This window comes from Biostraticola tofi (assembly GCF_004343195.1).
Classification (GTDB): Bacteria; Pseudomonadota; Gammaproteobacteria; order Enterobacterales; family Enterobacteriaceae; genus Biostraticola; species Biostraticola tofi.
The window spans coordinates 185,999-209,826 of the sequence record NZ_SMCR01000005.1 but is presented as its reverse complement, the minus strand read 5'-3'; the positions used below and the strand labels follow the sequence as shown (position 1 = coordinate 209,826).

General features: G+C 53.2%; 19 protein-coding genes. 14 read left to right on the top strand and 5 right to left on the bottom strand.

From position 1 onward, the window contains the following. The first annotated feature begins 217 nt into the window (after window positions 1-217). The 8 genes from EDC52_RS12680 (at window position 218) to EDC52_RS12645 (ending at window position 7,442) form a co-directional block, all read left to right on the top strand. Window positions 218-640 (top strand): DoxX family protein, encoded by a 423-nt coding sequence (locus tag EDC52_RS12680; RefSeq protein WP_131865699.1) that lies wholly within the window; start codon window positions 218-220, stop codon window positions 638-640. Window positions 641-771: 131 nt separating this feature from the next. Beyond that, the gene (locus EDC52_RS12675; RefSeq protein ID WP_131865698.1) at window positions 772-954 is read left to right on the top strand and encodes a hypothetical protein; all 183 of its coding nucleotides are present in this window, start codon (window positions 772-774) and stop codon (window positions 952-954) included. 293 nt (window positions 955-1,247) lie between these two features. Next, window positions 1,248-1,829 carry a bactofilin family protein gene (locus EDC52_RS12670; protein ID WP_165911712.1) on the top strand — a complete coding sequence of 194 codons (582 nt, stop codon included), beginning with the start codon at window positions 1,248-1,250 and terminating at the stop codon, window positions 1,827-1,829. Between the two features lie 408 nt (window positions 1,830-2,237). Continuing rightward, a complete protein-coding gene (locus tag EDC52_RS12665; protein ID WP_131865696.1) occupies window positions 2,238-3,038 on the top strand; it encodes a hypothetical protein in 801 nt (266 codons plus the stop codon). A gap of 215 nt (window positions 3,039-3,253) precedes the next feature. Continuing rightward, the gene (locus EDC52_RS12660; RefSeq protein ID WP_131865695.1) at window positions 3,254-4,096 is read left to right on the top strand and encodes a 23S rRNA (adenine(2030)-N(6))-methyltransferase RlmJ; all 843 of its coding nucleotides are present in this window, start codon (window positions 3,254-3,256) and stop codon (window positions 4,094-4,096) included. A 117-nt stretch (window positions 4,097-4,213) separates the two neighbouring features. Continuing rightward, on the top strand, window positions 4,214-5,566 hold the full coding sequence (gorA, locus tag EDC52_RS12655) for a glutathione-disulfide reductase (protein ID WP_131865694.1): 1,353 nt from the start codon (window positions 4,214-4,216) through the stop codon (window positions 5,564-5,566). Window positions 5,567-5,772: 206 nt separating this feature from the next. After that, on the top strand, window positions 5,773-6,150 hold the full coding sequence (locus EDC52_RS12650) for a winged helix-turn-helix transcriptional regulator (RefSeq protein ID WP_131865693.1): 378 nt from the start codon (window positions 5,773-5,775) through the stop codon (window positions 6,148-6,150). A gap of 170 nt (window positions 6,151-6,320) precedes the next feature. Beyond that, window positions 6,321-7,442, top strand: coding sequence for a GNAT family N-acetyltransferase (locus EDC52_RS12645; protein ID WP_131865692.1), 1,122 nt, complete (start codon window positions 6,321-6,323; stop codon window positions 7,440-7,442). A 56-nt stretch (window positions 7,443-7,498) separates the two neighbouring features. Here the strand turns inward: EDC52_RS12645 and EDC52_RS12640 are convergent, their stop codons facing one another. Further along, on the bottom strand, window positions 7,499-9,331 hold the full coding sequence (locus EDC52_RS12640; protein WP_131865691.1) for an ABC transporter ATP-binding protein: 1,833 nt from the start codon (window positions 9,329-9,331) through the stop codon (window positions 7,499-7,501). Between the two features lie 155 nt (window positions 9,332-9,486). Between EDC52_RS12640 and yhjD the strand changes: the two genes are divergently transcribed. From yhjD to EDC52_RS12625, 3 genes are all read left to right on the top strand, one after another. After that, a complete protein-coding gene (yhjD, locus tag EDC52_RS12635) occupies window positions 9,487-10,530 on the top strand; it encodes an inner membrane protein YhjD (RefSeq protein WP_131865690.1) in 1,044 nt (347 codons plus the stop codon). Between the two features lie 319 nt (window positions 10,531-10,849). Then, on the top strand, window positions 10,850-12,172 hold the full coding sequence (locus tag EDC52_RS12630) for an MFS transporter (protein ID WP_131865689.1): 1,323 nt from the start codon (window positions 10,850-10,852) through the stop codon (window positions 12,170-12,172). Window positions 12,173-12,281: 109 nt separating this feature from the next. Beyond that, on the top strand, window positions 12,282-13,058 hold the full coding sequence (locus EDC52_RS12625) for a CDP-diacylglycerol diphosphatase (RefSeq protein ID WP_131865688.1): 777 nt from the start codon (window positions 12,282-12,284) through the stop codon (window positions 13,056-13,058). Window positions 13,059-13,064: 6 nt separating this feature from the next. Here EDC52_RS12625 and EDC52_RS12620 read toward each other — a convergent pair whose 3' ends face one another. After that, window positions 13,065-15,380, bottom strand: a complete 2,316-nt coding sequence (locus EDC52_RS12620) for an AsmA family protein (RefSeq protein ID WP_131865687.1) — start codon at window positions 15,378-15,380, stop codon at window positions 13,065-13,067. Window positions 15,381-15,607: 227 nt separating this feature from the next. On the opposite strand from EDC52_RS12620, the gene kdgK reads away from it, so the two are divergent. After that, window positions 15,608-16,540 (top strand): 2-dehydro-3-deoxygluconokinase, encoded by a 933-nt coding sequence (kdgK, locus tag EDC52_RS12615; RefSeq protein ID WP_131865686.1) that lies wholly within the window; start codon window positions 15,608-15,610, stop codon window positions 16,538-16,540. A 74-nt stretch (window positions 16,541-16,614) separates the two neighbouring features. On the opposite strand, the gene EDC52_RS12610 is transcribed toward kdgK, so the two are convergent. The 3 genes from EDC52_RS12610 to EDC52_RS12600 form a co-directional block, all read right to left on the bottom strand. Next, on the bottom strand, window positions 16,615-18,099 hold the full coding sequence (locus EDC52_RS12610; RefSeq protein WP_131865685.1) for a M16 family metallopeptidase: 1,485 nt from the start codon (window positions 18,097-18,099) through the stop codon (window positions 16,615-16,617). A 267-nt stretch (window positions 18,100-18,366) separates the two neighbouring features. Beyond that, the gene (locus EDC52_RS12605) at window positions 18,367-19,644 is read right to left on the bottom strand and encodes a dicarboxylate/amino acid:cation symporter (protein ID WP_131865684.1); all 1,278 of its coding nucleotides are present in this window, start codon (window positions 19,642-19,644) and stop codon (window positions 18,367-18,369) included. Between the two features lie 209 nt (window positions 19,645-19,853). After that, window positions 19,854-21,425, bottom strand: coding sequence for an EAL domain-containing protein (locus EDC52_RS12600; RefSeq protein ID WP_131865683.1), 1,572 nt, complete (start codon window positions 21,423-21,425; stop codon window positions 19,854-19,856). Window positions 21,426-22,208: 783 nt separating this feature from the next. Between EDC52_RS12600 and EDC52_RS12595 the strand changes: the two genes are divergently transcribed. After that, the gene (locus EDC52_RS12595) at window positions 22,209-23,027 is read left to right on the top strand and encodes a cellulose biosynthesis protein BcsO (protein ID WP_131865682.1); all 819 of its coding nucleotides are present in this window, start codon (window positions 22,209-22,211) and stop codon (window positions 23,025-23,027) included. Then, window positions 23,018-23,821: a cellulose biosynthesis protein BcsQ gene (gene bcsQ / locus EDC52_RS12590; RefSeq protein ID WP_131865681.1), complete on the top strand. Its 804-nt coding sequence runs from the start codon at window positions 23,018-23,020 to the stop codon at window positions 23,819-23,821. The genes EDC52_RS12595 and bcsQ overlap by 10 nt, the downstream gene beginning before the upstream one ends. Window positions 23,822-23,828: the final 7 nt, after the last annotated feature.

Here is a 23,828-nt window from a genome sequence, read left to right as displayed (position 1 = left end):
GTGAAAATCAATGGTGGAAGGAGGCGAAAGCCGATGGCCAATCTGTTTTAACGCTGGATAAATCGAGAAAAACCGTCTTATCTGCCGATCGGCTACTCCCCTCGAGCGTCAGTGGAATTGATTGATCCAGCGCACAGCATCTAAATCATGTTGGGTGTTGAATAGTAAACATATAATATTATTCTTGTTTCATATCACTAACTCGCTGGAAAAATAAATGATTATTAACCTCAACCGTGCTTTTGACCATCCTGACCTGGGCAGACTGCTGCTACGTTTATCCTTCGGCGGTTTAATGCTGTTTCACGGTGTCCACAAGATGATTTCCGGTATCGACGGCATTGTCGGTATGGTGACCGCCCATGGCATGCCTTCAATAGTCGCCTATGGCGTTTTTGTTGGTGAGATTCTGGTGCCGGTGATGTTTATTCTGGGCATTCTGGTTCGTCCCGCCGCGTTGGTTTTTTGTTTTACCATGCTGTTTGCCTGGCTGATTACTGAACCCGGTATCATTTTCACCCTGACCAAGGTCGGTGCCTGGGGTCTGGAAAACATTGCCGTATTTTTCTTCGCCGGTCTGGCTATCGCCTTTCTGGGCTGCGGTCGGTATAGCGTGATGAGCAATCCTGAATGGCGTTGATGGTTTGCAACTGACATTATTTATCTTCGGCCGCACCCTCAGGGTGCGTGCCGCCAAGGACTTTAAAGATCCTTAACACCCCGCCGATAGCTAACATCACCCCTATTCAAGTGATGGCAGGACGTACCGCGGTGAATATTGAAACTCAGGCAGAACTGAAAAAAGAACTTGAGCGGGTGCTGGCAGCATATAACACTCTGGCGAAGTTCAGTTGTTGTGTCTCGCGAGGACATGATGCTGAAAATTTTTTAAATATAATCATCCGCATTCAGGAGAAAACTAAACCTACTACCTTAATGGATGCGGTAGATTAATATTTGAATAAGCAACATCACTCCCTATTAAATACAAATAAAAGCCGCAATGATAAGCCCTGTCTCAAGCATTTACCTTCACTGTTTTTTATGATTAAATCCACGAGTCATTAAACATCAGCGAAAATTAACTTTCTGGGATACTGAAATTGAACAGGCCTATGCTATGGACCATATGGTTAATATGGATGGTATGTATTGTTCTGATATACCTTGGTCTATTTGAAATTTTATTCGCTATTTTGTTCACTGTCGCGTCTGTAAGTATTTTATTGTTTTTACGGGATAAAATTATGTTCTTTTCGAAAAATAGCAAGAGTAATGATGCATCAGCTAAAGCTGAAGTAGTAAAGAACGGAAAAAATGAAAGACAAACTTCAACGACACCCCAGGTACAGCAAATGAACGATAATAATGATTTGATCAATAAACAGAAAGAGTTGACGGTGATTGAAAAGACAATTATCGCGCCGAATTCATCCATTACCGGCGATATCGAGAGCCAATGTGATATACAGATCGGCGGTAAGATTGATGGAAAAATCACATCAACGGCTAAAGTCTATATCCAAAAGACCGGCATCGTGAAGGGTGAAATCAAAGCACCCTATATACTGATTGATGGACAGGTTACTGGCACCTGCATAGGGGAATCAATTGAAATAATGGAACATGGAAAGATGGAAGGCATTGTAAAATCAGACGTCTTCTCCATCAGCAAGAAGGGTCGCTTCATCGGTTCGTCGGAAACCCTGACAGTTCCCGGTAATGAAATACCGGTGCCTTACAGCATCAAGAGCCCTCAGGTGAAACCGGATGCAAAAAAAGAAACGACTAAAGAATCAATCCAAGAATCTGTTAAACAGTCCCTTTGAGTCATCTAAAAACTAATATATTTTTGCAGCGATATATTTAGCCCATTCAGGCTTGGAGAGCAGAAAAATAAAAATAACTCGTCACAATCACAAGCCTGTGACCAGGGATGACCAATTCATTGCACAGGATGTTTTTATCTGTAAAAAGGGTTAGCCCGTGCGCCCTTTTTACAGTTTTTTTCCCGCATGACATATCCTTTCCCCCTTCTCCTCAGCTGAAATATGATTGAGTATAAACGGACTCTTTAGCTGCAGGGGTAATCAGAGTTTCATTGCATCAACCCTACGGGATCACTGGTATTAGCCTGACTTAATGAATATGTAAAACAAAGAAGTAAAAATATTCAGTTACAGAGTTTAATCAGAGTGATATATTTGCACCAATTGTTATCAAAAGATCCTTCTAATATGAGCATTTATTCATTAATTAATTCTTCATGGTTTTTTGGCGTAATATGCAGTGTATTAAGCGGCATAGTGACTATTATGCTAAGCCGCGCTATTTTATTACCTAAAGACGATAGAGAATATTCGAAAAGGGTTACCTGCGCGAATAATGAAATCGTTCATCATCTCAGGCAAGGCGTTTCGGAGAGTATAAATCCAAACATCAAGATTATTGAGATAATGATTAGCGCTACCGCGCGAAAGTACGGCCTGAATGAAAAAGATCTTTATGGTGTTAAAAAAATCACAGAAGACCTGATAAAGGAAGTCATGGGTTGTCCTTTTGTCAGTGCCTCCAATAAAAGAAATTACTGCGATAGCCTGCTCAATATCATCAATAGAGACATTGAACGGAATGCCTACAGGAAAGAATTATCTTCCGGAGCTTATGAGTATGAAGCTGCGCTGATCAAAATGATGAGGAAACAAGTTCTTACTCACAGCTGTTTCCTGTTGGGCGGCATTGTCAGCACGGCCACACTGATACTGATGTATGTGAAAGAAAGCAGGCCGATGACAGTTATCGCCAATAACCTGGTTGATGACTCGCTGATCTTTTTTATCCCACTGGTAGCCGCTTTGATGGTGCTGGTGGTGAGCTTCCTCTGTCAGTCGCTGTCGCGTAAAAAACCGCTGCTGCCAGCGTCGGCGCCGGAAAAAAAAGCCGTGGAGCAAACGGCGGAAAAAACAGAACAGAGCATGCTGTTTGACATCAAAGATCGGCATAAAAGCGATGAAGTCAGGCAGGATAAAGTGATTTAACCGCGGCAAGCGCATAACGGCACTTGGCTAAATGCGTTTAACGTTTCCTCCCTAGACAGTTTATACTGCTGGCATTGATGCGCCCTGTCGTCCTGCTGAATGCTCATCAGCCTTCAGCAGGACGACAGGGCACCAAGACCACGTACAGTTTAAATTGCAGTAATATGCTGATTTTACTGTGATTAAAAACGTCATTTAAAAGCGTATAAACCCATATGTTAAGTTATCGCCACAGCTTTCATGCCGGCAATCATGCCGATGTGCTCAAGCATACCGTCCTCAGCCTTATCCTGACGGCTATGAAAGAAAAAGAAAAACCTTTCCTCTATCTGGATACCCATGCCGGTGCCGGACGCTATCTGCTGAGCAGCGAACGGGCCGAACGTACCGGCGAGTATCTGGAAGGTATCGCTAAAATCTGGCAGCGCGATGACTGTCCGGCACAGATGGAGGCTTATCTGACGGTACTGCGCCATTACAATCGCAGCGGCCAGTTGCGCTATTACCCCGGATCGCCGCTTATCGCCCGTCAGTTACTGCGCGAAGATGACAAGCTCAACCTGACCGAACTGCATACCAGTGATTATCCTTTGCTACGCAATGAATTCCAGAAGGATCCCCGGGCCAAGGTGCAGCGCGCCGATGGTTATGGCCAGTTGAAGTCACAGTTGCCGCCGGCGTCTCGCCGTGGCGTCATTCTGATGGACCCTTCCTATGAATTAAAATCCGACTATCAGGACGTGGTGACCGGCATGGCAGAGGCCTATAAGCGTTTCTCCACTGGCGTTTACGCCATCTGGTATCCGGTAGTGCTGCGCCAGCACATCAAACGGATGCTCAAGGGGCTGGAAAGCAGCGGCATCCGCAGGATCCTGCAAATCGAACTGGCCGTGCGCCCGGACAGCGATCAGCGCGGCATGACGGCGTCCGGCATGATCGTCGTCAATCCGCCGTGGAAGCTGGAACAGCAGATGACCGATATTCTGCCCTGGCTCCATCAGGTGCTGGTGCCAAGCGGCCATGGCCATACCCTGGTCAAATGGGTGGTGCCGGAGTAATTGAATTTCCGACGCCGGTACTGCTTACCTATCGGAAGTATTGATGCAAACTTTGCGATAAATTATCCGGACGCGGTAAACTGACGCCCATATTTGCTACGTATAGGGAATGACCGGATGACCAAACATTATGATTATCTCGCTATTGGCGGCGGCAGCGGCGGCATTGCGTCGATTAATCGAGCTGCGATGTATGGCCGTAAGTGCGCGCTGGTTGAGGCCAAGGCGCTCGGCGGTACCTGCGTCAATGTCGGCTGCGTGCCGAAGAAAGTCATGTGGCATGCGGCCCAGATAGCGGAAGCAATCCATCTTTACGGACCGGACTATGGTTTCGATACCACAGTTAATCATTTTAACTGGAATATCCTGGTCAAAAGCCGCAGCGACTATATTGACCGCATCCATCAGTCCTATGATCGCGTGCTGGGCAATAATAATGTCGATGTTATCCATGGCTTTGCGCGCTTTATCGATGCCCATACCGTTGAGGTTAACGGTGAACGCATTACCGCCGACCATATCCTGATCGCCACCGGCGGTCGGCCCAGTAAAATCGAGATCCCGGGCGCGGAGTATGGTATCGATTCAGACGGCTTCTTTGATCTGCAGGCGATGCCGAAACGGGTAGCGGTAGTCGGTGCCGGCTATATCGCCGTGGAACTGGCCGGCGTGCTGAACGGCCTGGGAGCGGAGACTCACCTGTTTGTGCGCAGGCATGCCCCGCTGCGTACCTTTGATCCGCTGATCGTCGACACGCTGGTCGAGGTGATGAATGCCGAAGGCCCCAGCCTGCATACCGAGTCGCTGCCGTCTTCGGTGGTGAAAAATAGCGACGGCAGCCTGACGTTGAAGCTTGAAAACGGCGATGAGTTTACCGTGGATGCGCTGGTGTGGGCTATCGGCCGGGAGCCATCAACCGACGGCATCAATCTTGCCGCCGCTGGCGTTAAAATCGACAGCCGCGGCTATATCGCGGTGGATAAATACCAGAATACCTCGGTGCCGGGAATTTATGCGGTCGGCGATAACACCGGGGCGGTGGAACTCACTCCGGTTGCCGTCGCTGCCGGACGCCGTTTGTCTGAACGCCTGTTTAACGGCAAGCCGGAAGAGCACCTGGATTATTCGCTTATCCCGACCGTGGTATTCAGCCACCCGCCAATCGGCACCATTGGATTGACGGAGCCCGAGGCAATCGAGAAATACGGCGAGCAACAGGTCAAGGTGTATAAATCTTCCTTTACCTCGATGTATACCGCGGTAACCCAGCATCGCCAGCCCTGTCGCATGAAGTTGGTCTGCGTTGGGCCGGAAGAGAAAATCGTCGGCCTGCACGGTATCGGCTTTGGTATGGATGAAATGCTGCAGGGCTTTGCGGTCGCAGTCAAGATGGGCGCCACCAAGCACGATTTCGATAATACCGTGGCTATTCATCCAACCGCATCGGAAGAATTCGTTACCATGAGATAAGGCAGCGGGAGACATCCCCTGCCGTTTTTCTGCCGTATCCCCGACCATCAGTGGGTTAAGGTGCTGTAATCAGGTCAGGCGCTTTAGCGCACTGGCCTTTTTTGTCTGCCTGACGGCGGCACCGAGCCGGGAAGACCCGTTGACATTTTCACAGTGTAATAACAGTGTAAAAGGGGCGGCAATACATGTTGAATGAGGAAAATAAGATGACGACCCAGTCCATAGACGCTTTGCTGGCCGATATCAATGCCACCAGGCCGGTACTGGAACAGATTGCCAATAAGTGGTCGGTGCTGATATTGACGGTGGTTTGCAGCGAACCGGCGCGTTTCAATGCGATAAAGCGCCGGCTGGATCCAATCACGCACAAAGCGCTGACCGAGGCGCTGCGCCGGCTGGAAAGAAACGGACTGGTAACCCGGCGCGTTATTTCGTCTTCGCCGGTTGCGGTTGAATACGCTATTACCCCGCTCGGCCATACCCTGCGCCAACCTTTCTCGGTGCTTCTCTGCTGGGCAGAGGAACATGGCCCCTGCCTGGCGCAGGCACAATCAACCTACGATAATCGCGTTATCCCCTGTTGAGCGGCCGACGGGGGATATCGCCCTCGTCCAGCTACAGCATACAGTCAGGAAAAGCGCTGATCACCCGCCTTGATGGCCGGCGCGGGTTGCCACCGCCACAAAAATCCAGGGCATTATGTCACCATGGCGCTTAATATCGGAAACATTGCAGAACATCAGCAAGGAGCAACATGTCATTGACGCCGTTAACCCGATTAGCCGAGCTGCCCGAGGACGAATGGGATGCGCTGGTACCGGCAGCCCAGCCGTTTTTGCGCCATGCTTTCCTCACCGCCCTAGAAGACAGCGGCAGCCTGGGGCCAGATTCCGGCTGGCGACCAGAGCATCTGCTGTGGTATCAGGACGGCAGGCTGCTGGCCGCCATGCCTGGCTATCGCAAATGGCACTCCTACGGCGAATATGTGTTCGACCAGGGCTGGGCCGAGGCGTGTTTGCGGGCCGGTATCGATTATTATCCCAAATGGCTGGGGGCGGTGCCATTCAGCCCGGTCACCGGCCATCGCATCCTCGGCGGCGAGGCGGCGGCGGGACAGTTGCTGGATGAACTGCCTGCTTACCTGGTTCGACAGGGGCTTTCCGGTGCCCATGTGAACTTTACCAGCCCTGAGAGTGACCGGTTGTTTGACGGGCGCCCCCAGTGGCTGCTGCGTTCAGATTGCCAATATCACTGGCATAACCGCGGCTATCGGGATTTTCAGGACTTTCTGGACACGCTGAGCTCACGCAAGCGTAAGCAGATGCGCAATGAGCGGCAACAGGTGGCCGCTCAGGGGATAACGTTCCACTGGTTTGAAGGCGGTGAGCTCAGCGAAGCTCAATGGGATTTTGTCTATACCTGCTATGCCAATACTTATCGGGTCAGAGGCAGGGCGCCCTACCTGACCCGGTTATTTTTCAGCTTGCTGGCCGAACGCATGCCCCAGGCGATCCGCGTGGTCGTCGCCCGGCAGCAGGGTCAGGATGTGGCGATGGCCTTCAGTCTGATAAGCGGCGACCGCTTTTATGGCCGCTACTGGGGGTGCCTGGCAGAATTTGACCGGCTGCATTTTGAAACCTGCTTCTATCAGGGTATGGACTATGCCATTGCACAGGGACTAACCCATTTTGATGCCGGAGCCCAGGGCGAGCACAAACTTATTCGCGGTTTCGAACCGGTGCTGACCCATTCCTGGCATTATCTGCGCCACCCCGGCCTGCAGGCGGCGGTGGACGATTTCCTGCGCCAGGAACGCGTGGCCGTAGCCGCTTGGGCCGAACAGGCCCGTCAGTCTCTGCCCTACCGCCGGAACTGATGCCGTCTCCGGCTCCCGAACGCCGCCGATGAAAGGACGCCCGCCCGCTGAGGGGGTTAATCAGCGCCGACAAATCCGCCGGTCTGGTGCTGCCAGAGGCGGGCATACAGTCCCTTACGCGCCAGCAACTGCTGATGGGTGCCGGTCTCGACGATATTGCCCTTATCCAGCACCACCAGCCGATCCATTTTGACAATAGTCGACAACCGGTGGGCGATGGCGATGACCGTTTTGCCTTCCATCAGCGATCCCAGGCTTTCCTGGATGGCCGACTCCACTTCCGAGTCGAGCGCCGATGTCGCTTCATCCATAATCAGCACCGGCGCATCTTTGAGCAGTACGCGGGCGATAGCAATGCGCTGGCGCTGGCCGCCGGATAGCTTGACGCCACGCTCGCCCACATGGGCATCCAGGCCGGTTCGGCCGTTGGGATCGGACAGCAGGGGAATAAACTCATCGGCCCGGGCGCGACGAATCGCGTCCCACAATTGCTCATCGCTGGCATCCGGACGACCATACAGCAGATTGTCTCGAATTGATCGATGCAGCAGCGAGGTATCCTGGGTGATCATACCGATCTGCGCCCTCAGGCTCTCCTGGCTGATGTCGGCAATATTCTGCTCATCGATCAGAATGCGTCCGCCATCTAGATCGTAAAGGCGCAGCAGCAGATTGACCAGGGTCGATTTCCCGGCGCCCGATGGGCCGATAAGGCCGATTTTTTCGCCGGGCTTTATCGATAGCTGCAACCCGCTGATGACCGGGCGATCGCCGCCGTAATTGAAATTGACGTTATCAAAGTGAATCGCGCCATGCCGCACCTGCAGATCCTTTGCCGCCGGCCGGTCAGTTACGCTGACCGGCTGGGCAATGGTGTTCAGCCCGTCCTGCACCATGCCGATATTTTCAAATATGCCGTTGACTACCCACATGATCCAGCCGGACATATTGACGATACGAATCACCAGGCCGGTCGCCAGCGCAATGGCACCGACGCTGATAAGCGAATGGGTCCATAGCCACAGGGCCAGGCCGGTGGTGCTGACAATCAGTACGCCATTAAGACTGGTGATTGCCACATCCATACTGGTGACCACCCTCCCCGCCAGCTGGGTTTTGACCGTTTGATCGGTTATCGCATCGCGGGCGTATTGCTGTTCAAGTTCGGTATGGGCGAACAGCTTAAGCGTGGTGATATTGGTATAACCATCGACGATACAGCCCATCAGCCGCGAACGTGCCTCGGAGGACTCCACCGATCGGGCTTTGACCCGGGGAACAAAGTAGAACAGGCAGGCAACATAGCAAAAAATCCAGGCCACCAGCGGAATCATTAGCCGCCAGTCCGCCTCAGCGAACAGCACCAGGGCGCTTACCGCATAGATAATGACGTGCCACAGGGCATCGACCGCCTGCACGGCCGAATCGCGCAGGGAGTTGCCGGTCTGCATGATGCGCTGGGCAATTCGTCCGGCGAAGTCGTTCTGAAAGAAATTCAGGCTTTGGCGCAGCACGTAATTGTGATTCTGCCAGCGAATAAGACTGGTCATGCCCGGGCTGATGGTCTGGTGGACCAGCAAATCATGCAGGCCGAAAAACACCGGCCGCATCACCAGCGCCACGAATGCCATCCACATCAGTTCCGCGCCGTGGGCGCTAAAGAAACCGGTGGCCGGAGAGGTGTTGGTCAGGTCGATAATGCGGCTCAAATAGCTGAACAGCGACACTTCAATCAGCGATGCAACCAGGCCAACCAGCAACAGGGCGGCAAAACTCGGCCACACCTGCCGCAGATAGAATAGATAAAAAGGCCATACCCGGTTCGGCGGTGCTTTACCCGGATCGGATTGAAATATATCAATTATTCTCTCAAAACGGTGAAACAGCATATCCAACCTCTGTTAATTTTACAGCCTAGGCGCCCCTGCCTGATATTTCAATTTACCCTCGCCGACACTGTCGCTCCCGGCCATCGCCACCTTACGCGATATCTTCGTCTATAATCAATCAGATGCCATGCAATAACGCAGCCAAGAGAGGGATTATGGCCGAAAAATCAACGACAAGCCGCACCGGCCGTAAACCGGAAATCACTAATCCGCTGAGCGACTTTCACAGCGGAAATAAAACCGTTGATAATGCCGCTGTGCGTTCAGGCCGTTTGATAGAGAGAGTAAGCGCTTACCCGATTATTGCGCATTTTATTCGCGCCATGACGCGGTTTAATGATCGGATGGGTAGCCAGTTCGGCGCGGCCATTACTTACTTTTCGTTCCTGTCGCTGATTCCGATTTTGATGGTGTCTTTTGCCAGCGTCGGTTTCTTCCTGGCGTCAAATCCTGACATCCTGACCGATTTGATCAATAAGATTGCTGACAGTCTTAACGACCCTACCACGGCTCAGACGCTGAAAAATACCGTACGCACCGCCATCGATCAGCGTACCACCGTTGGCATCACCGGCCTGCTGATTGCGCTGTATTCCGGGCTGAACTGGATAGGCAATCTACGCGAGGCGATTCGCGCCCAATTACGGGATGAATGGGAACGTAACCCTCAGGACAAAGAAAAATTCTATATCAAATATTTGCGCGATTTGTTGTCGCTGATTGGCCTGATCATTGCCCTTATCATCACCCTTTCTCTGACCTCGATTGCCGGCGCCGCCCAGGCCAGCATCGTCACCGCTCTCGGGCTGGATGGTGTTGAATGGCTGCGCCCGGTATTGACCATTATCGCTATGTGCGTGTCGATACTGGCGAACTTCCTGCTGTTTGTCTGGATTTTCTGGGTTATTCCGCGCTATAAGCCGCATCATAAGGCGGTTTTTCGCGGTGCGCTACTGGCAGCGGCCGGCTTCGAAGTGATCAAAATTATCATGACCATGACCCTGCCCAAGCTGGCCTCCTCGCCGTCAGGCGCCGCCTTCGGATCGGTCATCGGCCTGATGGCCTTTTTCTACTTCTTCGCCCGGCTGACGCTGTTCTGCGCCGCCTGGATTGCCACCACCGAATACAGGGATCCGAAGCAGGCAGACAGCGGCGCCGGCCTTGAACCGCCGGAGCAGGCCGGCGGCGACCTGCGTTAAATATCGGCCTCATTGATATAGGTGGTTAATTATTCTTATTAACCGCCTATAAAGCAGTTTGATACACCATATTTAACACCAATATAACCATATACCAGCATTTTGGACTACCCCCACGCTTTTCTTTGCCCTGCCTATAGCGATAAAAACTGCAGATTCCAGTTTGCAGGATGTTATTCGCTGTCAATTAACAGTCAAAGAAGATATTCACCTATAGGCCGCAAAAATCGGCCATTTGGTCAAAATTTGTCCATTGAAAAGGGTTGTTTCTCTGTCTAAGATGCTGTTCTTTTATGTAGTCGATCAATAAGAAATAATTATGCCAGCCTCCGCCGCACCAGCCATCGATACAGACGCCCAATCCATTCCAGTCAACTCCCGTGGAAAGGTGATTGTGGCCTCGCTTATCGGTACCGCCATCGAATTTTTTGATTTCTATATTTATGCCACAGCGGCCGTTATCGTCTTTCCGCATATTTTCTTTCCGCAGGGTGATCCGACCGCCGCTACGCTGCAATCGCTGGCGACCTTTGCCATCGCCTTTGTGGCCCGCCCCATAGGGTCGGCGCTGTTCGGTCACTTTGGCGACCGTGTCGGCCGCAAGGTGACGCTGGTGGCTTCGCTGCTGACCATGGGCATCTCCACTGTGCTGATTGGCCTGTTGCCGAGTTATGAGACCATCGGCATCCTGGCGCCGATACTGCTGGCGCTGGCGCGTTTTGGTCAAGGTCTGGGACTCGGTGGAGAATGGGGAGGCGCTGCCTTGCTGGCTACCGAAAATGCCCCGGCCAATAAACGTGCGCTTTACGGTTCATTTCCGCAGTTAGGTGCGCCAATCGGCTTTTTCTTCGCTAACGGCATGTTTCTACTGCTTTCCTGGCTACTGACTGATGAACAGTTCATGACCTGGGGCTGGCGGGTGCCGTTTATTCTGTCGGCCGCGCTGGTGCTGGTTGGGTTGTATGTCCGTGTTTCCCTGCACGAAACGCCGGTGTTCGCCAAGATCGCCAAGGCTAAAGCCCAGGTGCGGATGCCGATCGGCACCTTGTTCAGCAAGCATTTGCGCGTGACGGTCATCGGCACTTTTATCATGGTGGCGACCTATACCCTGTTCTATATCATGACGGTTTATTCGTTGACCTACGGCACAACGGCCAAGCCAGTTGGCCTGGGTTTCTCTCGTAATGATTTCCTGCTGATGCTGATGGTGGGTGTAGTGGGTTTTGGTTTGCTGGTACCGGTCGCCGGACAACTCGCTGATGCATTTGGCCGTCGCCGGACGATGATATGGATTACTCTGCTGATCATCGTTTTCGCCCTGGTGTTCCCTTCGATGCTGGGCTCAGGCAATACCTGGCTGGTGATGGCGTTCCTGCTGTGCGGTTTCACCGTAATGGGGCTGACTTTCGGCCCTATGGGCGCACTGCTGCCGGAACTGTTCCCGACGGAAGTCCGCTATACCGGCGCCTCGTTTTCCTATAATGTGGCGTCAATCATCGGCGCATCGGTGGCGCCCTATATCGCCACCTGGCTGACCGCCAACTATGGTTTGTTTTATGTCGGCATCTATCTGGCGGCCATGGCGACCGTCACACTGCTGGCGCTGTTGGCAAGCCATGAAACCAGGTACCAGGCGCTGTAGTAATGCATAAGCGGCTCGCAGCCAGTGCGGGCGCTCCACACAATGGACGGGTCAGTACCTGCAGGGATACGGCCCTTTTTTTTGCAAGCATCAGGGATGGATGTTACATATGGACAGGCGACGCAATCGGTATCTCTGGTTGACGGTTTTGTTAATCATCATTGCCGGCGGGGTGTATTGCGCCCAAAGGCTCATCGGCAATTCAGAAGCATTGTGGCGCAATGTCAGTCTGGAATGCGTACCGCACCAGCGGCAGCAGGGGCAACCGGCTCCCTGTAGTGAAGTCAATATTGATTCGGATTATGTCATCTACAAAGATCTTAAGGGGGGGCTGCAGTTTCTGCTGATGCCGATAGCAAAGATATCCGGTATCGAGAGTCCGGTCCTGCTTGCCGAGCAGACGCCAAACTATTTCTATCAGTCATGGCAGGCCAGGCATTATCTGGCGGATAAACGCGGGGCCGCGATAGCGGATCGCAGCTTGTCATTGACGGTCAATTCCGAATTGGGCCGGACGCAGAACCATCTGCATGTGCATATTTCCTGCCTACGTCCTGACGTTAGGCAGCAAATCGATAATGATACCACCAGGCTGGGCAATGGCTGGCAGCCGCTGCCGACCCCGCTGCGGGGCCACCCTTACCTGGCCAGACGGGTTACCGCCCAAGCACTGGCAGCGAAAAGTCCATTCAGAATGCTGGCCGAAGAGGTGCCAGACGCCGGCAGCCAGATGGGCCATTACGGCCTGGCCCTAGTCCCGGCGTCCGACGGCAGCTTTATCCTGCTGGCCTTAAGGCGAAACTTAATGCGCTTTAACCTCGCCTCAACGGAGGAAATCCAGGATCACAGCTGTGCCATCCTGGATACGGCCGTTAATCGCCTTTGACCGGGCTTATTTGGCCTTCATTTGCTGCAAGATCGGCCCGCACTGATTGCCGCCGCCATCGCTGGGGGAAATAAGGGCCAGCAAGGCGGCCGCCGGGGTCAATACCGCACCCAAGGCTACTGCCGCCGCACCGCGCGCGATAAGCGGCCCGGCTTTTACGCCTGCCGACGGGTTCTTGTAGGTGCCGCGAACATACAGCGGTGAACGCAGGGTGACGATACGTAAGCCCTTACTGTCGGGATTGATCGACAGATCGAGGCGTTCGGTAGCAAAATTGGTGTTGCCGTTGATATTAATAACGGCATTCTCCGTATCGAAGACAATCAGCCTCGAGGTAGCCAGTCCGCTCTGGACGCCTACATCAGCCGCCGCGCAGTTGATTTTCACCTGGTCATCGCCAAACAGTTTACCCACCACATAGTTACCCACATTCAGGCCGGCTATCTCCATCAGATTGCGGCTGATAACGCCATCGTTCATCAGGATACGCAGGCTGCCATTGCTGCTGCCCAGCAATTCGGCTACCGAGTTGCCGGTACCGGTCAGTTGGGCATCGCCATTAAGCTGTCCCATGCTGCTGCGCATGGCTTCAACCGTTGGGAACAGGGCTTTCAACTGCAGTTTGCGGGCATGAATATCCGCTCGACCGCGCATCGGTTTGCGATCCCCCTCCAGCCGTATGGTGGAATTCAGGCTGCCGCGAGCCAGGCCGAAACGCAGCGGATCCAGCAACAGTTCACCCTTTTTCAGCGTCAGATGGGTATAGAGATCGCTTATCGGCAGGGTATTCCCGTGCTCGATACGCTTGCCGGTAAATTTAATGTCGGCGTCCATGGTTGACCAAGCGGCAGTCTCGAATTTGTCGTAGGGCAAGACCTTATCGGCAGGCTGCACAGATTTGGTCTTGGCTTTTTCTTTACCGGCTGCAGTACCAGAGTCAGCGCCGATAAGCGGCCCCAAATCAGCCAGTCTGAGTTGTTCGGAGACGATTTCTCCGCTGAGAGACGGACGCGGTTTGCCCTGACGGAACACCAGCGTACCGTGAATATCGCTCTGCCCTATTTTGCCGTTGAATTTTTCATAGCGGTAAAGCCCAGCGTCTTTGCCTTTGAAGTGGGCTATCAGATGACCGTCGGTCGAATACGGTGGCGAGTCAGGCAAAACAATCCCGGTAATGCCCTGCAAATCCCCCAGATTGTCGCCGGAAAGCTTCAGACGTAAATCCAGTCCGCCGAAATTGAGCGGATCTTCAAGGGTACCGGCCAGTCCTACCCGCGTGTTGCCTGAACGCACATCCGCCTGCAGCGGGAACGGTCTGCCGCTGTCTCTCAAAGCCAGCATTCCGCCGATTTTACCCTCACCCGACAGGCGTTCTTTGTTATAGGTGCCGCTGATTTTCCAGCCAAAAACGAAATCATTGGTACTGCTGCGCGAAGCCTGACCGGCGCTGGCAACCTGTGTATCCTTAGAAGCGTTAGAATCCTTCGAGTCCTGGGCATCCTTGGAATCCTTGGCATCTTTGGAATCCTTGGCATCCTTGGAATCCTTGGCATCTTTGGAATCCTTGGCATCTTTGGAATCCTTGGCATCTTTGGAATCCTTGGCATCTTTGGAATCCTTGGTATCCTTGGTGTCCTTGGTGTCCTTGGTGTCCTTGGTGTCCTTGGTGTCCTTGGTGTCCTTGGTGGCTTTAGTCTCTTTCGGCTTTTCGCTGCCGGCAAGCTCAGCGAACGGAACCGGTTTGCCTAGCGGATTAACTTCAAGATGGATATCGGCCTTGGTTATCGGATCCAGGTAATCAATCTTGCCCCGATCGAAAGCAATATCATCGACTTTGAATGACCACGGCGAAACAGGCTTGTCAGGATCCTGGGGCTTATCTTCATTGGCCAGATTAAAGGTCCAGTTGTTTTTGCCGTTAGCCAATCGTTTCAAGGAAGCATCGGGACTGACCAGGGTAATACGCGGCAGGTAAAGCTCGCGGTGCAGCAGCGACAATGGGGCAATACTGGCCTCTACGCGTTTGAGTCGGGCAGTATAATCGCCGGGGACATCTTCGGGATTGCCCAGCACGATGTCATCGGCATGGATATGCGGCCAAGGCACCCAGGCGCGCCAACCGCCCTCATCCCGCTGGCGCGACCACTGTACGCCGAGATCGCCATTAATGGCAAAGGGGCGCTGCAGTTCGGCAGACACCTTTTCATTGATGGTCGGTTTCAAGCGGTTCCAGTCAAAGGTCGCCACAAAAATAATGGCAGCAGCCACTATCAGCAGCAAAACCAGGAAAACACCTCCGACAATTTTTTTTGTGCGCGTCATGGTCGCTCAGATCCTTAATTTCAATTCTGTCCGGTTTAATAATAGATGAGGATCGCGCATCTGGCAGCGACGGACGTTAAGGAGAGCTAAATGTCGGTGGTCGGACGATCCAGGTCATGATTAACTAAAACATCGTTTCAATAGGTATTGACTGGCACTACCGATACGTTGAGACTATTGATAAGTACTGTCTTCCCCTTTTATTTCTTATTACAGGCCCGTTATTCATGACTACCCATAATATTGCCGTTATCGGCGAATGCATGATTGAACTGTCTCAAAAAGGCACGGATGTTAAGCGCGGTTTCGGTGGCGACACCCTTAATACCTCAGTGTATATTTCCCGTCTGGTGGAGGCCAAAGCGCTTAACGTTCATTACGTGACAGCCCTTGGCACCGACAGCTTCAGTAATGACATGATAGCGGCCTGGCAGCAGGAAGGGGTCGACACCTCCCTGATACAGCGCATGGATAACCGTCTGCCCGGCCTTTACTATATCGAAACCGATGACAGCGGCGAGCGGACCTTTTTCTACTGGCGCAATGAGGCCGCAGCACGTTTCTGGCTGGAAAGCGATCAGGCCGAGGGCATCTGCCGTCAATTGGCCCAGTTCGACTACCTTTATCTCAGCGGCATCAGCGTGGCAATCCTCAGCCCCGAAAGCCGCAGTCGTTTGGTCGGGCTGCTGAAAGCCTGCCGGGCCAATGGCGGTAAAGTGATTTTTGACAATAATTATCGCCCCCGCCTGTGGGACAGCGTTGAAACGACCCGTGACGCCTACCGCCAGATCCTTTCCTGCACCGACATTGCCTTTCTGACGCTTGATGATGAAGATATGCTGTGGGGCAAACTGCCGGTTGAAGAGGTCATCAACCGCACCCGCGAGTGGGGCGTGCAGGAAATCGTGATTAAGCGTGGCGCCGAGTCCTGCCTGGTCTCGACCGAACAGGGCGATCTGCTGGAAATACCGGCAGTGAAGCTGCCGAAAGAAAAAGTCGTGGATACTACCGCTGCGGGTGATTCATTCAGTGCCGGTTATCTGGCGGTTCGCCTGACCGGCGGTGATGCCGAGGCGGCTGCCAGCAGCGGTCACCTGACCGCCAGCACAGTTATTCAATACCGTGGCGCTATTATCCCCAGGGACGCCATGCCTGGCTGAATATGCATCAGGCTTTCATCAACGGCACTGTGCATTGCGCAGTGCCGCCGGCAGCTCCCTATCAGGCTGCTCTGTCAGGACGCGGGAGGAATATCGCTAACCTCAGGCTTGGTTTCATCGACCGTTGCCGGTAATGGACCCGGATCCAGGATATGCTGGAAGTTTTCCTGCAGCGTCTTCATGTTCACTTCCGGCTCGCCTGACGGCTGCAGCAGCACCAGGGTAGCATTTTGCGACAGTTGACTGCGCAGCGCCTGATTCATCATCTGCAATGAAAGCCCGTTAAGGAATTCATTACGCAGTTTCTGATATTGCTCTGGCGAAATATCCACTACGTCATTCTGCTGGGAGCGCAAGCGCTGGCTCATCAGAATATCGGTATCGGTGCGGGCATAAGTGGCAAACAGCGTACTCAGCTCGCTGGATTTACGCGCCATCAGCGCATTGAACTCCGCTTGGGTCAAGCCGTTATCGCGAATGTTTGCCAGCTCGCGCGCCACGAAGGTCATTGACGGCATCAGGTTTTCGTTGGGGCTATCGATATGTATCGCACACTGCGAACGCAGGTAATGGACATTGCAGTCAAAGCGGATATTGGTGTCAGGCAGTTTACTGTCGGTGAGGGCCTGCTGGATACGCATGAACATCGCTTCGCGGGCTACGTCGCCGCGCCAGTAACGTTCAAGGGCGCGCGAGTCGCGGATCGGCAGCCAGGTATCGTCCCAGACAATTTTCAATGTATCGGTTTTGCTGGTTTCACTGATAAGGCTAACCGGTGCAGGCAGCAGCGGAGCCAGGGTCGGCAGGGTGGCCGGCGTTTCCCGTTTGCCTTTCAGGCCGGAAAAGGTTTTGACGATCTGCTCGTTCAGGCTGCGGCTGTCGACATTGCCTACCACATACAGCGTCATGGCGTCCGGGGTATACCAGCGCTGATAAAATTGCGAGAGCTGCGTGGCGTTGACCGGCTGCTGTACGGTTTTTTCCGGCGGGTGCGCCAGCAGAGGCGAGCCTTTCAGACGGTAATGCCACCATGGGCTATCGCTGTCGGCAGGGGCGATGGCCACCGGATCTTCGCCGGCGAGGGCGGCACGCAGCGTTGGTGGATTGATTGCCAGATGGCCACCGGTGTTCATCATCCATTTCAGCGATTCTTTTATCAGATCAGGCCGCCCATTGGGCAGGCTGAGGCTGTAGAGCGTGTAGTCATAGGAAACCACGGCCGGCGGCCGGGGGCGGGCCGTGTCCGCGCTCTGCTGCCATAAAGAGTGTAACTGTGCGCTGGTAAAGCTTTCACTGTGCGTCAATGCCAGCCGGGGCAGCAATCGTGCAAAGCCGGTCTGCTGGGCATTTTCAACCAATGATCCAGTATTCACCATCAGGCGCAATTCGATACGGTCGTTTGGTCGTTGCGGTGTGGTCAGAACTTGCCAGGAGAAGCCGTTAGAAAGTTTGCCTTGCTGCCAGGCGGGATCAGGCTGTAATGCCTCGGCCTGAACATTGCCCCCTGCCGCCGCCATCAACACAGCGCTCATCAAGAAACGAATTCCGGTGCCCTGCATGTGAACCCCTACTCAATCACTGTCCATTAAAATTTATGAATTTCACTCAGAAGGTTTACTGTGCGTTCCATCGTATGCTACTGATTCCGCCATAAAAACTGCGTGGTGCAAAGTGTACCATGTTGTTAGACAGCAGACCTTTACGGATATTCCCATACAGCAGAAAATATTAACCCGCGGCAGGGTGACAGGGCGATAATTGACCAAACGGCTGTTTCGCCGGGCAAGCAGGGCGCGCAAGCCGGCGAAACAGGAAAAAATACCGGGTCAGCTGGTTTTTACACTGGCGGCTTTGCGGCGGTGAAGTACCTGCTGCAGTTGCTGTTCATCCAGCTGACCGCACCATTTGGCGACGACAATGGTCGCCACACCATTGCCGACCAGGTTGGTCAGCGCTCGGGCTTCGGACATAAAGCGGTCGATACCGAGTATCAGCGCCAGTCCCGCCACCGGCAGATGACCGACGGCAGACAGCGTTGCTGCCAGGACGATAAAACCGCTGCCGGTAACCCCCGCCGCCCCCTTGGAAGACAGCAACAGCACCACCAGCAGTGTTATCTGATGGATGATATCCAGATGACTGTTGGTCGCCTGGGCAATGAATACCGCCGCCATGGTGAGGTAAATAGAGGTGCCGTCGAGGTTGAATGAATAGCCGGTAGGGATAACCAGCCCCACCACCGATTTCTCACAGCCAACCCGTTCCATTTTATCCAGCATGCGCGGCAGGGCGGACTCGGAGGAGGAGGTTCCCAGCACAATCAGCAGCTCTTCCTTGATGTAGCTGATGAACCTGAAGATATTGAAACCCGCCGCCCGGGCAATGGAACCCAGTACCACCACCACAAACAGCGCACAGGTCAGATAGAAGCAGGCGATAAGCTGCCCAAGCTGCACCAGCGAACCCAGCCCATATTTGCCGATAGTAAAGGCCATTGCGCCAAACGCGCCGATGGGCGCCAGGCGCATGATCATATTGATGATGCCGAAGATAACCTTGGCAAAGCTGTCTATCACGTTAAAGATAATCTGGCCTTTTTCGCCCAGACGGTGCAGGGCAAAACCGAACAGTACCGCAAACAGCAATACCTGAAGGATATTACCGCTGGCAAATGCCCCGATCACGCTGGACGGTATGACATCCATCAGGAAGGCGACCAGTCCCTGCTGTTCCGCCTGCTTGGCATATATCGCCACCGCCGAAGCATCCAGCGATGCCGGGTCTACATTCATACCGGCGCCCGGCTTGACCACGTTGACGATAATAAGGCCGATAATCAATGCCAGGGTACTGACCACTTCGAAATAGATGAGTGCCACCGCACCGGTGCGGCCCACTTCCTTCATGCTTTCCATGCCCGCAATACCGGTCACCACGGTACAGAAGATAACTGGCGCGATAATCATTTTAATTAATTTGACGAACCCGTCTCCCAGCGGCTTCATTTGTTCCCCCATCTCCGGGTAGAAGTGGCCCAGCAGCACACCGACCACAATGGCGAAAAGAACCTGCAGGTACAGGCTTTTAAATGGGTTGAATCTCATATAGATAACCTTATGGTAAGAGGAAAGTATTCCCGTGATAGGATCATTTAATGAGTTATTTTCTGAATTTCATTCCACTGATCTTAGCCAAAGGAATACACTACCCAACCCGGTTTGTCGGCAGAGAGACCATGGAAATAAGAAATGAAGCGATTCAGCGAAGGATCATCAGCCAGCAGGCGCGCGACCCGCTATAAGGTTGGCGGGACTCAATGGCGATTTTTGGATTCGGCAGCGTTTACCGGCAAGTTGCTCAGGAACCGCTGCTCGAACTCTGTCTGGGGGAGCGGCTCGGCAAACAGATAACCTTGGCCCCAGCATATGTCCTGACTGAGCAGGAAATCCAGTTGGGCCTGATTTTCAATGCCTTCGGCGATCACCGGCAGTTCCAGTACCCGAGCAATAGCGCTGACGATACGCAGCATGACCGGATCCTCAGGAAGACTTTCAATAAAGCTGCGGTCGATTTTCAGCAAATCGACCGGCAGGGTGCGCAGCCGATTGAGGAAAGACAGGCTGGCATAGCCCATACCAAAGTCATCAAGCGCCACCAGGACGCCCAGTTCACGTAACTGACGCAGCAGGCTGAGTGACTTATCGAGCTCATCTATCCGGGCGGTCTCGGTAATTTCAAGCATCAATTGGGAGGGGCGAACCTGATAACGCTCCATCAGCAGTTTCAAGTGCGGCAGCAGATTGGTTTCCTGCAATTGCTTGGCGGAGATATTTACCGCCAGCGGTAGCGTGATGCCGCGCTGACGCCAGGATGCCAGCACCTTGCATGAGGCCTCCAGAACCCAGTTACCCAACGGCACCATAACGCCATTCTGTTCGGCATCAGTAATAAAATCAGCCGGCAACGAATAGCTGCCGTCCTCATGCCGCCATCTCAGCAGCCCCTCGGCGCCTATCAGCCGCTTATCACGGATATCCAATTGAGGCTGGAAAAACAGCGCACAACGCCCCTGTGCTATACCCGTCAGAACAGTGTTTTCCAGACTCTGGCGCCGCCTAGCCTGTTCGGTTGGTTGCGGCTGATGCAACCGAGCCTGGCTGGACAGTTGGCTCAGATGCTGATGCGTGCCGGCCATCACCTGTTGATTGCGGTTATAGCTGCGCACCATCACGCCCAGCTCATCATCCCGGTGAATATTCGGTAGACTTAACTGATGGCCAATCACCTCATCGGCCGTCAGGGTTTCCAGTTCTCGGGCAATAGCGCGCAGAGGATGGACCATCAGCCGATTAATGCACCAGGTTATCGCCACCGTCATAATCAGGGCCAGCAGTAAATAGGTGGAAACCATGGTAGAGATCAGGCTGATGATAAACTGAAACATCCGGTAAGAATCAACCTGGAGCACCAGATAGGCCAAAGCCTGGGAATTTGACGGGCGCGGCAGGGAATACAGCGGAACGGTAACCTCAATGGGCAAGCCGAAGGTGCGTTGGATAAAGGACGGTACCGGCCTTTCGGGGGGGAAATCAGTGTGCAGTACCTGAAAATTATTCGGCAGCACCACCTGGGCCCGGGACAGGATGCCGACAGGTTTGAGCGTCAGCAGGATCCGCTCGGCTTCAGGGATATCCGCTTTAAGCACGGCATTGGAGAGCGGCAGCCGCACTGACTGAGCCACGTTCTGCAGTTGTTGCGCATAATCATCACGGCGTTGCTGAACAAAATGAAACAGCTGAATGACGATAAAAATGCAAATAGTGACCAGCGCTACGCCTGACACGATTGTCATTTGCTTTATGGTCAATGAACGCCTGATCCGCAAACTGTTCTCCAATAATAGGTCACTGCATTCCCACGTGCTGGCCATCAGGTTCGACACCACCCCACTGCCCTATGACGCGAGAAGGCCAGATTAATGGCGCTGCCGGGGCCGGCCGAGCCGTGCTGCGCCGAATTCAGCACCTTTCCGTTTACTAATATATACTATCTACCGAATCATTTTATTCTTTAAAACAAGCGTTTCGCTCAAATGCTGCGCATTGCGCTCATCCGGCGGCGCAAGCCGTCATTATGCATAAGATTATTTTAACGGGAAACGGTCGCTTTTCCGATATTTGACCCGTTTTAGCAAGAAGAGCATCCCTGCCTGTCGCTGGCGCCTCTTTCTGTATGAAATATGGGCATTTGAGAAAATGAAGTTCTTACCATTATTTAACCAATGGTTAATAAAAGTTTGCCTTTCAAACTTTTTATTTAGCCACGGAACTTGTATCTGCGGTTCCATTAAGCAAAGGCCCTATCTATGGCTATTCTATTTTGTCAGTTGATGGCGTGCGCCATATACCCCGGCACACTGCAACGCTGCCAGCGGTACCGGTCTCAGCCGGGTCTGGCGACCTGTCGAATATTCATAAGCAGCGCTGGCGTTTCCAACAATTTTACTTTGTAAAATAATGAAAACTAGATTAGCCTGCTATTAAGACAATCTGTTTTATAAATGGCCATTTTTCCCTAAGGTGGGGATGTTATGCCTGTGGTTTTTTTTCCTGATTACGCATAAGTCCCGCACGATTAAACCACATCCCCAGAAAACCTTGAGGCTGGAATGAATAACTACGATGATATAAAACGGTTTAAAGAAAAATTGCTTATCGAAGATATTGATTATAAAGAGATATCACAAAGCAATCCGCATGTAACTTCGCACAATTGGGCCATCATCAAGCAGGTTGCCAGTGGCGATGAACCTTTTCATCCCCTGGAACAGGGTCAATCGACGCAACCCACGCCTGCGCCGATACGCCAGAATGAATTTGACCCGGCCGCCGCTACCGCTAATCAAACCGCCAGTCCGGCCTCAGCCTCTGCGGTGCATGCCAGCCAGAGTATATTGAACCAGCCGCCTCCCCCAGCGCAGTTCGCCGGCCGGCCAGCGCAGTCACTCAGGCCCCCAGGCGCCGCGGCAACCGCACAGCCGAGCCGCGGCCCAAGCTTGTTTGAATCGGTAAGCAACGCCCTGCCGCCGGTGTCTGCCCCGGCGCAGCAGCAGCAGGGTCCATCGGCTGCGACGCCGTCCGCCGTGGTTAATACCCCGGTGCCGAAAGACGGCAGGCAGCACTTCTTCGAGTCAATGGACCGAGAAATCGCGGCCCAAAGTGCGGGTTCAACGCCACCAGTTGAACCGGCCCGGCCGTTGCAGGCGGGATCCCTTGGTCCGTTACAGAGTGAGCCCGCCCGCCCGTTAACCTCCCCGGCTGCCGCGTCGTGGCCTCCCGATCGCCGATCTGCCGCCTCCAGCAGCCCGGCGGAGGAAAAAATGAGATTCAAGTCGCTATTTAGCCAAGCATCTAAGGATGCATCTGCTATCGCCGGCCGGGATACCCCACTGTCTGTTCTTTTAGAGAAAATCGCTTTATGCCGTTAGTCTGTGTCTGTTCACCAAAAGGTGGCGTAGGCAAAACCACCATTAGCGCCAATCTGGCTTATGCACTGGCTCGCAGTGGCAGCAAAGTGCTGGTCATCGATTTTGATGTACAGAATGCATTACGGCTGCATTTCGGCGTACCGATTTCAGATACCCGCGGTTTCGTCGCCCAGGCAACCGAGTCTCTTGATTGGAGTCAGTTCATTCTTAAGGCGGATGCCAATCTGTTCGTGCTTCCCTACGGAGATGTCGATGAAAGACAGCGCCTTGATTTTGAGAACGCCTTACTGACGGATCCGCATTTGATCATGCGCGGCCTGAGCAGCGTGTTGAACTATCCCGGCTTAGTGGTGATTGCCGACTTTCCACCGGGTCCGGTGCCGGCGCTTAAAGCGGTACAGGCCATGGCGGATATGCATATCATCGTCATGCTGGCCGATACGGCGTCGCTGTCATTGTTACCCCAGATGGAAAGCCATAAATTTCTCGGCGCGCCGCTGAATGATAAACTTGGCGAATATTACATTGTAAATCAAAGCGATATGCGCAGGAATCTCAGCAGGGACGTTTCACAATTTTTTGAACAGCGCCTGGGCGATCGTTTGCTGGGGACGATTCATCGGGACGAATGCGTACCGGAAGCCAATGCATCCCAGCGCTCAATCATGGAGTTCAGTCCGGTATCAGCGGCGGCATTTGATATCGAGCTTATCAGTAAAAAGGTGGCTGCTATTGTTGGCGTAAGAGTAGGAGACGGTGAGTTTTACACTCCGCCTGATCAGGGCATCAAATAATGACCGC